The sequence below is a fragment of the Micromonospora sp. ABR4_055 genome, from assembly GCF_056160425.1.
This window is the reverse complement of sequence record NZ_JBSWXD010000199.1, coordinates 1-10,381: the sequence shown is the minus strand read 5'-3', so window position 1 is coordinate 10,381 and position 10,381 is coordinate 1. Positions and strand designations below refer to the sequence as shown.

Annotated in this window: 12 protein-coding genes and 1 pseudogene; 3 read left to right on the top strand and 10 right to left on the bottom strand. The window is 71.9% G+C overall.

Translation table 11 applies throughout. The features are described from left to right. Positions 1-48: 48 nt before the first annotated feature. The 8 genes from ACXAHD_RS29185 to ACXAHD_RS29150 all read right to left on the bottom strand — a co-directional run bounded on the left by ACXAHD_RS29185 (position 49) and on the right by ACXAHD_RS29150 (position 6,849). Positions 49-243 (bottom strand): hypothetical protein, encoded by a 195-nt coding sequence (locus ACXAHD_RS29185; RefSeq protein ID WP_475054637.1) that lies wholly within the window; start codon positions 241-243, stop codon positions 49-51. A gap of 26 nt (positions 244-269) precedes the next feature. Further along, positions 270-1,205 carry a copper transporter gene (locus tag ACXAHD_RS29180; RefSeq protein ID WP_281554644.1) on the bottom strand — a complete coding sequence of 312 codons (936 nt, stop codon included), beginning with the start codon at positions 1,203-1,205 and terminating at the stop codon, positions 270-272. Between the two features lie 50 nt (positions 1,206-1,255). Next, on the bottom strand, positions 1,256-2,434 hold the full coding sequence (steA, locus tag ACXAHD_RS29175) for a putative cytokinetic ring protein SteA (RefSeq protein ID WP_281554643.1): 1,179 nt from the start codon (positions 2,432-2,434) through the stop codon (positions 1,256-1,258). A 96-nt stretch (positions 2,435-2,530) separates the two neighbouring features. Continuing rightward, positions 2,531-4,288: a DNA repair protein RecN gene (gene recN / locus ACXAHD_RS29170; protein ID WP_281555565.1), complete on the bottom strand. Its 1,758-nt coding sequence runs from the start codon at positions 4,286-4,288 to the stop codon at positions 2,531-2,533. 47 nt (positions 4,289-4,335) lie between these two features. Then, entirely contained in the window at positions 4,336-5,265 is a 930-nt protein-coding gene (locus ACXAHD_RS29165) for an NAD kinase (RefSeq protein WP_370461427.1), read from the bottom strand. Next, positions 5,262-6,080: a TlyA family RNA methyltransferase gene (locus ACXAHD_RS29160; RefSeq protein WP_281554642.1), complete on the bottom strand. Its 819-nt coding sequence runs from the start codon at positions 6,078-6,080 to the stop codon at positions 5,262-5,264. The genes ACXAHD_RS29165 and ACXAHD_RS29160 overlap by 4 nt, the downstream gene beginning before the upstream one ends. 26 nt (positions 6,081-6,106) lie before the next feature. After that, on the bottom strand, positions 6,107-6,364 hold the full coding sequence (locus tag ACXAHD_RS29155) for a hypothetical protein (RefSeq protein WP_281554641.1): 258 nt from the start codon (positions 6,362-6,364) through the stop codon (positions 6,107-6,109). Beyond that, positions 6,361-6,849: a phasin family protein gene (locus tag ACXAHD_RS29150; protein WP_281554640.1), complete on the bottom strand. Its 489-nt coding sequence runs from the start codon at positions 6,847-6,849 to the stop codon at positions 6,361-6,363. The genes ACXAHD_RS29155 and ACXAHD_RS29150 overlap by 4 nt, the downstream gene beginning before the upstream one ends. 145 nt (positions 6,850-6,994) lie before the next feature. On the opposite strand from ACXAHD_RS29150, the gene ACXAHD_RS29145 reads away from it, so the two are divergent. Then, positions 6,995-7,333, top strand: coding sequence for an SCP2 sterol-binding domain-containing protein (locus ACXAHD_RS29145; protein ID WP_281554639.1), 339 nt, complete (start codon positions 6,995-6,997; stop codon positions 7,331-7,333). A gap of 104 nt (positions 7,334-7,437) precedes the next feature. Here ACXAHD_RS29145 and ACXAHD_RS29140 read toward each other — a convergent pair whose 3' ends face one another. Together ACXAHD_RS29140 and ACXAHD_RS29135 are read right to left on the bottom strand one after the other, a co-directional pair. Then, entirely contained in the window at positions 7,438-8,478 is a 1,041-nt protein-coding gene (locus ACXAHD_RS29140) for an HAD-IIA family hydrolase (RefSeq protein ID WP_475054632.1), read from the bottom strand. A gap of 2 nt (positions 8,479-8,480) precedes the next feature. Then, positions 8,481-9,149 (bottom strand): annotated as a pseudogene (locus tag ACXAHD_RS29135) (tetratricopeptide repeat protein); the annotation flags it as partial. A 51-nt stretch (positions 9,150-9,200) separates the two neighbouring features. Here ACXAHD_RS29135 and ACXAHD_RS29130 point away from each other — a divergent pair. Further along, complete coding sequence (locus tag ACXAHD_RS29130) at positions 9,201-9,887, top strand: hypothetical protein (RefSeq protein ID WP_281554637.1); 687 nt, start codon at positions 9,201-9,203, stop codon at positions 9,885-9,887. A gap of 213 nt (positions 9,888-10,100) precedes the next feature. Further along, the coding region (locus ACXAHD_RS29125; protein WP_475054629.1) for a hypothetical protein at positions 10,101-10,381 on the top strand (281 nt) is incomplete at its 3' end.

Below are 10,381 nucleotides of genomic sequence, written 5' to 3'. Positions count from 1 at the left end.
CACCCGGAGAGGGTTGGTGGAAGTGTAAGGGGGGTAGAAGAGAAGGGCTCAGAACGCGGTGGCGTTCGACGCGGCGGCGGCGAGCGCCGGTCCGCCGGCGAGGCTCACCGAGCGGCCCCGGAAGTTGGTGCGCTCCAGTGCGCCACGGGGTGCGACCCGCTTGGCGGTGCGCAGTGCGACGCGGGCTGCGACGGTGCCGGCGGCACCGAGCAGTAACAGGCTCAGCGGGCCACGGTTCGACATCAGGGGCTCACTCCGTCGACAGGGCGCTATTCAGGACGTTTCGGCATCAACGACGTGGCACCCGCGCCGAGCCCGTAATGCCCGGCCTGGTCGAGCGTGAACTGCTCGGCCACGGCGAGCGCCGTCACCGCCTGGCCGGCGGTCGTGTTGCCGTTGTCCACGGTCGAGATCGACTGGGTCAGCGTGGGGTCGTTGCGGACCGCGGAGATCAGGTTCCCGTCGCTGGAGCCGGTGCCAGCCACCACGACCTGGCTGACCCGGTCGAACTGCACCACCATGGTGACCACCGCGGCGTCCTTCTTGGCGGCGTCCCGGTCGACGTACGGCTGCCCGCTGACCACGACGACCGCTTCGGCCGGTCCGGTGACCTCCTGCTCGACGGTGATGTAGCCGGCGTCGCCGTACGCGTCGAGCAGCGCCGCGAGGTCCGCCGGTTCGACCGCCGGCGGCTCCTCCCGGTCGACCAGCGCGCTGGCCAGCAGAGCGCTGGAGGTCTCCACCCCGTCGCTGTTGCCGGGCAACCCGGTGGTGGGGATGGTGGGGCGGGCCGCCGCCGTGGCGAGCTCCAGCAGCTCCACGCTGTTGTCGGGGTTGACGAACTTGTCCTGCACGTCGATCCGGCCGGTCAGCGTCGCTCCGGCGAGGTCGAGCGCGGCCATCACGCCTTCAGCGTGGTCCCGACCGCTGGGCAGGCAGATCACCAGCAGCCGGCGGCCGGCCAGCTTGTCGGCGAGCAGGATCGGCGCGGCCTCGGCGACGAAGTCCTCCTCGCGGTTGACCTCCTCGCGCAGCGAATTGACTGTCTCCCGCAACTGCGTGTTGTCCTTGCGGAGCGCATTCACGTTGTCGCTCAGAGAATCGGCAACCGGGCCGTTCAGCGCAGCGGTGCCGACCACGAGGCCGATCGCCAGGGCGAGGAACACCGCGGTGAGCGACACCACGTGGTAACGGAAGTTGATCACACTTGCCGCCTTCTCCGATCCGTCTGCGCTGACCAGAAGTTTCGGCCGCGCTAGAAGAGCTGACCCAACTGGAAGACGAAATTGTCCCACCACTCGGATGCCACCCCGAGATAGGCCTTACCGACCGTGGAAACCGCCACGGCGGACGCCATCGCGGCGATCGCGGAGAGCACCAACAGCAGCAGCGACGAGCCGGAAATGCTCTGCCGGTACAGCCGGCTCACCCCTTTGGCATCGACCAGCTTACCGCCAACCTTCAACCGGGTCAGAAAAGTGGAGGCCATCCCGCCCCGCCCCTTGTCGAGGAACTCGACAAGGGTGGCGTGGGTACCGACCGCGACGATCAACGACGCGCCCTTCTCGTCGGCGAGCAGCATGGCGAGATCCTCGCTGGTAGCCGCCGCCGGGAAGGTCAACGACTCCACCCCGAGTTCGCGGACCCGGTCCATGCCCGGCGCCCGGCCGTCGCGGTAGGCGTGGACGACCACCTCGGCGCCGCAGCGCAGCACGTCGTCGGTGACCGAGTCCATGTCCCCGATGATCATATCGGGGGTGTAGCCGGCCTCGACCAGCGCGTCCGCTCCCCCGTCCACGCCGATCAGGACCGGCTTGAACTCGCGGATGTACGGCCGCAGCACGTCCAGGTCTGCCTTGTAGTCGTAGCCCCGGACCACGATCAGGCAGTGCCGGCGGGCGATCCTGGTCTCGATGTCCGGTACGCCGACCCCGTCCAGCAACAGGTCCCGTTCCTGTTTGAGGTACTCCATCGTGTTGGCGGCGAACGCCTCCAACTGGACCGAGAGTCCTTCCCTGGCCTCGGCCATCGCCCGGGCGACCGAATCCGCGTCCTGGCGTACCCCGGACGTCACCTGGTCGTCGCCGACGAAGACCTCGGCACCGTCGACCCGCACCGTGTCGCCCTCGCGGATCTTCTCGAACGCGTCCTCACCGAGGCCGTCGACCAACGGGATACCGGCCTGGATCAGCACCTCCGGACCGAGGTTCGGGTACCGGCCGGAAACCGACGGCTTGGCGTTGAGGACCGCGGCCACGCCGACGGCGACCAACGAGTCGGCCGCGACCCGGTCCAGGTCCACGTGGTCGATGACCGCGATGTCACCCGGCCGGAGCCGACCGACAAGGCGCTTCGTCCGGCGATCGAGCCGTGCCGTGCCGGAGATCGTTCCAGGCTCGGGATTACGAGCCCGGCGCAAGGTGGGTAAACGCATCCCTACCATCCTGGCATGTTGGGCGGTGAACACCGACACGACATGCCCGCTGTGCCACTACCGGCAGGTCAGACACACCGGGCCGACCCCGACAGGTCAACCCCGTCGATCGCGAGCGGCGACCGCGAGCAGCTCCTCCGCGTGCGCGAGACCCAGATCCGAGTCGGGTAGCCCGGCGAGCATCCGGGCGAGTTCCCGCGCCCGGTCGGTGTCCTCGACCATCCGCACACCGCTGGTCGTCACCGCCCCCCCGGTGTCCTTCGCCACCACGAGATGCCGGTCGGCGAACGCCGCCACCTGCGGCAGATGCGTCACCACCAGCACCTGATGGCTACGGGCCAGCCGGGCCAGCCGACGACCGATCTCCACCGCCGCCTGCCCACCCACCCCGGCGTCGACCTCGTCGAACACCAACGTCGGCGGGCCTCCGGCGCCGGCGAACACCACCTCGATGGCAAGCATCACCCGGGAGAGCTCACCGCCGCTGGCCCCCCGCTGCAACGGCAGCGGCGGCGCACCCGGATGCGCCAGCAACCGCAACTCGACCTCGTCGGCGCCATCCGGGCCGACGCCGGCGTCGACACCGTCGACGGTCAGCGTCGGCTCGCCCCGGCCCGCCGGCCGGGCGAGCACCGCGACCTCGATCCGTGCGTGCGGCATGGCCAGCCCGGCCAGCTCCACGCTCACCAACTCGGCGAAACGCGCCGCCGCCTGTCGGCGGGCCGCCGACACCCGGGCCGCCAGCTCCGCCACCTCGTCGGCCAGTCGGGCACGTTCCCGGTCCAGCTCGTCCAGCAGCTCGTCGGAGGTGTCCAACTCGGCCAACCGGGACCGGGCCCGCTCCGCCCAGCTGATCACCCCGTCCACGTCGTCGGCGTACTTGCGGGTCAGCCCACGCAGCGCCATCCGCCGCTCGTAGACCACCTGCAGCCGCTGCGGGTCGGCGTCCAGTGCCGCCAGGTACCCGGACAACTCCGCCGCCACGTCGCCGACCAGGGTCGCCGCCTCGGTCAGCCGGGCCGCCAGCTCACCGAGCGCCGGATCCACGGCGGCCTGTGCCTCCAACGACCGGCGGGCGGTACCGAGCAGACCGGTCGCGTCCGGCGTGTCGTCGGCCGGTTCGGTACCGCCGGCGAGAGCGAGGGCGGCGAGCTGGGCGGCGGTACGCAGCCCTTCGGCGTGTTCCAGCCGTTGCGCCTCGGCCTTGAGTGCGTCCTCCTCGCCCGGCTGCGGATCGACCCGGGTGATCTCGTCGAGACCCAGCCGGAGCAGGTCCGCTTCCTGGTTACGCTCACGGGCGTTGCGCCGCCGGTCGGCCAGGTCGTCGCTGATCTGGCGCCACCGGCCGTACGTCTCCCGCATGGCCGCGAGCAGCTTGTCGTGGTCGGCCCCGGCGAACCGGTCCAGCGACGCCCGCTGCTCAGCCGGGCGCAGCAGCCGCAACTGGTCGGACTGCCCGTGCACGGCGACCACCTGAGCACCGATCTCGCTCAGCACCGACACTGGCATACTGCGGCCGCCGATGTGCGCCCGGGACCGACCTTCGGCGGTCACCGTTCGGCTGAGCAGCAGAACATCGTCCTCGTCAGGCTCGCCTCCGGCGTCGACGACCCGCTCACGCACCACGGCTCCGCTGGCACCAACCAGCCGCAGCCGGCCCTCGACGACCGCCCGGCCAGGATCCGCTCGGACCCGCCCGGCGTCGGCTCGGCCACCGAGCAGCAACCCGAGCCCGGTAACCACCATCGTCTTGCCGGCCCCGGTTTCACCGGTGATCACGTTCATGCCGCCGGTCAACGGCAGCGTGGTGTCCTCGATGACGCCCAGCCCGGTGATGCGCAGCTCTTCCAGCACAGCCACCGACAGTAGTAGCGGGCCGCGACGTTGACTACCCGGGGCGGTCAGCGCCGGTTACCCCGCCAACCGTTGACCGGCAGATCGAACTTGGCGACCAAGCGGTCACTGAACGGTCGCGGATGCAGCCGGACCACCCGCACCGGCAGGTCGCCCCGTTGGACTGTCACCCGCGCGCCGGGCGGCAGGTCATAGACCCGCCGACCGTCGCAGCAGAGCACCGCGAACGTGGTGTACGGATCGACGGTGATGACGAAGGTGGAGCTCGGCGCGGTCACCAGCGGCCGGCTGAACAGCGCGTGCGCGCTGATCGGCACCAGCAGCAGCGCCTCGACCTCGGGCCACACCACCGGACCGCCGGCCGAGAACGCGTACGCGGTCGACCCGGTCGGCGTGGCGCAGACCACCCCGTCCGCGCCGTAGCGCGACAACGGTCGGCCGTCCACGTCGACCATCAGCTCCAGCATCTGGGCGCGCTGCCCCTTTTCGACACTGATCTCGTTCAACGCCCACGAGTCGATGGTGACGCCGTACTCCAACTCGGCCCGCACATCCAGGGTCAACCGTTCGTCCACCGTGTAGTCCCGGGCCACCACCTGCCGGACCGCCCGGTCCAGATCACCGATCTCCGCCTCGGCCAGGAACCCGACCTTGCCGAGGTTGATCCCGAGCAGCGGGGCCTTCGCCGGGCGAGCCAGCTCTGCGGCGCGTAGGAAGGTACCGTCACCGCCGAGCGCAAATACGATCTCCACCCCGTCGGCAGCCGCCGGACCACCGACCGGGTGCACCCCGGGCAGATCCAGATCGTCGGCCTCCTCGGCGACCACCCGTACCTCGAAACCCGCCTCGATCAGGTCGGCGGCGACGGTCCGGGCATGATCGGTGCTGCGCCGCCGACCGGTGTGGGTGACCAGCAGCGCCGCTCTGGCACCGCGGGGTGCCACCGGCGCCCCGCCGGTCGGGACTGTCGCGTTCACCGCGCTCCACCTTCTTCCGTGGCCGGACCGGCGTCGACGATAGCCCTCACCCGGAGCGGGTCGACGGGCGGCGCGTCGGCCCGGAACCAGACGAAGAATTCCACATTTCCCCGCGGACCGGGTAGTGGACTGGCGACCACCGCAGACACGCCGAGGCCGAGTTGGGCACCGGCCTGCGCGACGGCGAGCACCGCCTCGGCCCGCAACTGCGGATCGCGCACCACCCCACCGGAACCGACCCGCTCCCGGCCGACCTCGAACTGTGGCTTGACCATCAGCAGCAGATCGCCGTCCGGCTCGGTGCAGGCAACCAACGAGGGAAGGACCAGCCGCAACGAGATGAACGACAGATCCGCCACGGTCAACCCGGCCGGGCCGCCGATCCGGTCGGCGGTGAGGGTACGGACGTTGGTTCGCTCGTGGACGCGTACCCGTGGATCGCCCCGCAGCGACCAGGCCAGCTGTCCGTAGCCGACGTCCACCGCGACCACCTCGGCCGCGCCTCGCCGCAGCAGCACGTCGGTGAAGCCGCCGGTCGAGGCCCCGGCGTCCAGGCAACGCCGGCCGGTGACCGTGACTGCGGTCCCGGTCAGGGCGCCGATCAGCTTGTGCGCACCCCGGGAGACGTAACCGTCCGCCGGGTTCTCACCGAGCAGCCGGACGGCCTCCGCCGGGTCGACCATCGCAGCGGCCTTCACGGCGGCGACTCCGCGCACTTCCACCCGCCCGGCCGAAATCAACTCTGCGGCCTGTTCGCGGGACCGCGCGAGCCCGCGGCGGACCAGCTCCACATCGAGGCGGTTACGGCGTGCCATGCGACTCCGGGGAGGATCTCGGCCGGTCAGGCCTGGTCGATGGTGGCGAGGGCTTCCTGCAGGGTTCCGTGCGCTGCTTCGAACTGGGCGATCTGGTCGGCGGGCGGCAGACCAGCGGCATTACGGACCGCCTCGATGACCGCGTCGACCGCCGGGTGCCCGGTCCGGGTGTCGGCACTGCCGTCGGTGCCGTCGACTGTGCCGTCCGCTAGCGCGATGGTCGCGACGGGTGGCGCCGGTACGACCCGGACGCCGGGTGGTGGCCCCGGTACTGGGCCGGTCACTGCCCACCTGCCGGGCCGTCCGCGGACCTGCGGCCCACCGTCTTGCTGGCCGCAGCCTTCTTCGCCACGGCTTTCTTGGCCACGGTCTTCTTCGCCACCGGCTTACTGGCCACGGCTGGTTCGGCCGACGGCGGAACCGCCGCCTCGGCCGTTGCGGCGGCGGCCGAAGCTGCAGCCACCCGGCTCCGGGCCTGTTCCATCTCGGCCTCCAGCCGGTCGATCCGGTCCCGCAGCGCCACGACCTCCTCGGCCTTGACCAGTCCCACCACACCGAGTGCCCGGTCCACCTCCACCCGCACCAGCCGGGTGAGTGACTCACGGTTCGCGGTGCCGGCCGACAGCAGGTCCTCCGCCACCGCCTGTAGCTGGGCGGCGGTCGCCCCGCCCTTGCCGACCAACGACCGCGCGGTCTGCTCGGCCTTCTTCCGGGACGCCTCGGTCAGGCCGAGGGCCAGTTCCAGGTACGCCCGCCAGGCGTCACGCATGGTCCGACTCCTTCACCGCGGAAATGTTCGGTTGACACGCTACCGGGACGCGACGCCGCAGTGCGGTACGGTGCCTGTGCGCAACACCGGTCGGCGGTGTCCGGCCGGGCCGCCGCGACCCACACGAAGCCCGGGAGGTGCGATTGTGGCCAGCGTCGACGAATGTCGGCAGGCACTGCGGGAGCTCGCCACCCGGCTCGACGGCAACGCCGACCAGGTGCGCGAACGAGTCAACCTTGACCGTACCCTCGCCTGCCGGATCACCGATCTCGGCACCGCGTTCCACGGACGGCTGACCGATGGTCGTCTTGTCGACCTCGCCGACGGGGACGACCCGAAGGCCAAGATCGCAATGAGCATCGGCAGTGACGACCTACTCGCGCTGGTCCGTGGCGACCTCGACGTAGGTCGCGCGTTGGCGGCCCGACAACTGTCGGTCAGCGCCAGCCCGTTCGACCTGCTGAAGCTCAGGAAGCTGCTGTGAACCGCCCCGCTCCGTGGCCAGGTCCGCCGGCCCGGCTCACCCGCCGACCCGGTCCCCGGTCAGCGTAGGCCGCGTCCCGCGGCGAATCACCTCAGCGCGTCGGGTCACGCCAGCGCCAGGTCACGCAGCGCCGATTCGGCTACGGCGGACCCGGATCGCACCTCGGTCACCGGGTCACCCTGCCAGGCGTGCCGGCAGAGTATCCGCAGCGCCTGCGCGCTGTCATCGCCGGTGCCGTCGAGGACGAGCACCGCCGGGCCGTGGCGGTAGGCCTGCCACCCGGCACCGTCCGTCGGGTCGTCGTCGATTGGCCGGGCGGCATCGGCCGCGAACAGGCCGGCGAGGTCCGCCGCCAGGTACGTCGGCCGGCGTGCCGGCGGGGCGGCCAGCAGTTCCCGAGCGTCGCTGATCCCGGTCAACACGAGCAGACTCGCCATGCCGGCGCGGTTCGCCCCTTCGATGTCGGTATCCAGCCGGTCACCGACCACCAGCGGCCGTTCGGCACCAGCACGCCGAGCGGTACCGACGAACAAACCCGGTTCGGGTTTGCCGACGACCTGGTCAGGCTCCCGGTTCAGCGCCGTGCGCAGCGCGGCGACCAGTGAGCCGTTACCGGGCAGTGGTCCCCGGGCACTGGGCAGGGTCCGGTCGGTGTTCGTCGCCACCCAGTCGGCACCGCCCCTGATCGCCACCGATGCCTCTGCCAGGTCGGCCCACCCGATCCCGGGGCCATACCCCTGAACCACCACCGCAGGCTTGTCATCGGCCGACGCGACCAGGGCCAACCCGGCTTCGGTGAGCTCGTCACGCAGCGCGTCCGCGCCCACCACCAGCGCCTTGGCACCTGGACCGTACTGCTGTGCCAACAGCGCGGCGGTCGCACCGGCCGAGGTCACCACCTCGTCGGCAGTTGCCGACACTCCCATGCCACTGAGCAACGCGGCGACGTCGGTCGAACGTCTGGAGGCGTTGTTCGTCGCGTACGCGACCGGGAAGACGGCCTGCCGCAGCCAACCCCCCGCCTCTACCACCCCAGGGAGGGGCCGGTCGATCAGGTAGATCACCCCGTCGAGATCAAAGATCACCAGATCGTATGCGGCGGACAGCCCACAGCGCGGAGCGGTGGCGTCGTCGGTTCGGGTCATCAGGGCCGCTCTTCTTCCGCGCTCAGGGGAGGTGAGCTGCTGGGGTGCGACGTGGCGGCCGGCTCGTCGTCGGACTCATCGTCGGACTCGTCCTCGGTTAGCAGCACGCCGTCGATCTCCAGAAGGCGCTCGGTCGCGTCGGTTGCTGCCTCCGCGTCGGCCTCGGCCGCTCGGGCGAACCACTCCCGGGCCTCGTCCTTACGCCCGGCGCTGAGCAGCGCGTCGGCGTACGCGTAGCGGAGCCGGCAGACCCAGGGGTCGGCGGACTCCACGGCCAGCTCCCGGACCTGCAGCATCGCCACCGCTGCAGCCGGCTGGCCAAGATCGCTGCGGGCACCTGCAGCCACCATCAGCAGCTCGACGGCGGCAGCGGGGTCCAAGCCGGCGCGATCCGCGCCACGGTAGATGTCGATCGCCCGCTCCGGCCGGCCGAGGGCGCGTTCGCAGTCGGCCAGTACGGCGAGGTGCGTCTGACGTCCGGTCATCCGGTGGTAGGTCCGGAGCTCAGCCACGGCGGTCTGCCACTGCCCGGCCCGGTAGGCGGCCAGCCCGACCGCTTCCCGTACCGCCGCGATGCGGGCGGCGAGCCGACGTGCCGCCAGGGCGTGGGCGAGCGCCGTCTCCGGCTCCTCGTCGAGCAGCTGGCCGGTGGCGACGAGGTGCCGGGCCACCGTGTCGGCCACTGGTCGGGCCAGCCCGAGCAGTTCGGCCCGGATCTCGGTGTGCAGATCGGTGGCGAGGATGTCGTCGGACAACTCCGGCGGCGGCGTCCGTTCGGCCGCGCGGTCGGCACCGTCCTCGTCGCGCCGACGGTACGGCGCGGCGGAGGCCTCCGGGGAACGGTCCCGTCGGAAGGGCCGGTCGGTCGGACCGTCCGTACGCCTACGGAACTGCCCCGGCGCGCCGTCGTCACGGGACCGGCCGGCGTCACCGAATCGGGGGCGCCGTTCCTCGGAGCGGGGGCTTCGCCGGTCAACCGGTCGGCCGGGGGTCGAAAAGCTGCCCGACCGGCGATCACCGTAGGAACGGTCGCGCCGCTCGTCTCCCTGCCCGGCGCGTCGGTCACCGCCCCGCTGCTCGAAGCGCCGCTCATCCCGTCCCCGCCCAGCATCGAAGCGACGCTCACCGTCGGCATGCTGTGCGCGAGGTCCCCCGGCCCGGAACCCGCCACGGTCGGGCCGACGGTCGCCACCGTCCCCACCCGTGGTCCGGCGGTCGCCGCGGAAGCCGCGGTCGTCGCGGGGCCCGCTGCGGCGGCCGTCGTCGGCCCGGTGCCCACGGTCGCCGCGGAAACCGCCGGTTCGGTCCCCCGCAGCGCCACCGGGTTCCCCTCGGCCGCCCCGGCGGTCGTCGTCACGGCGGCTGGCCGGCTCCCAGTCGCCGCGTCGGTCCCGGTGCGGCGCCCGTGATGCGCTGTCATCGCGTCGCCGGAAACCGCCATCGTCGCGGCGGCGGAAACCGGACGGTTCGCGGCCTGAGCCGGACTCGTCGCGGCGCACGTAGCCACGGTCACGGCCGCCGGCCCTGCGGTCGTCGGGCTGTCGGCGGTCACTGTCCCAACCGCCCCGGCGGCGGTCACCGTCGTTACCGGTGGCACCACTTCGACGCTCGTCGGGGAACGGTTGCCGGCGGTCGGAACGGAACTGCCCCGCACCGCGCTCACCACCGCGCCGCCCGGTGTCGTGGCCGTCCCGGCGCGGGGTCTGGTCGCCACGGTCGGCTCGGCTGCCGCCGTAGCCGCGGCTGGAGCCGCCGGCACGACCGGATCGTTCGTCGGCGCGCCGAGGTCGGTCGCCATCCTGCCCAGTTGGGTTCACGACTCCATCCTCCCTGATGCCGCCCAACCGAAGTACGGCGGGCAGACACAGTTGAGGGCCGCTCCCCGCAGGGAGCGGCCCTCAAC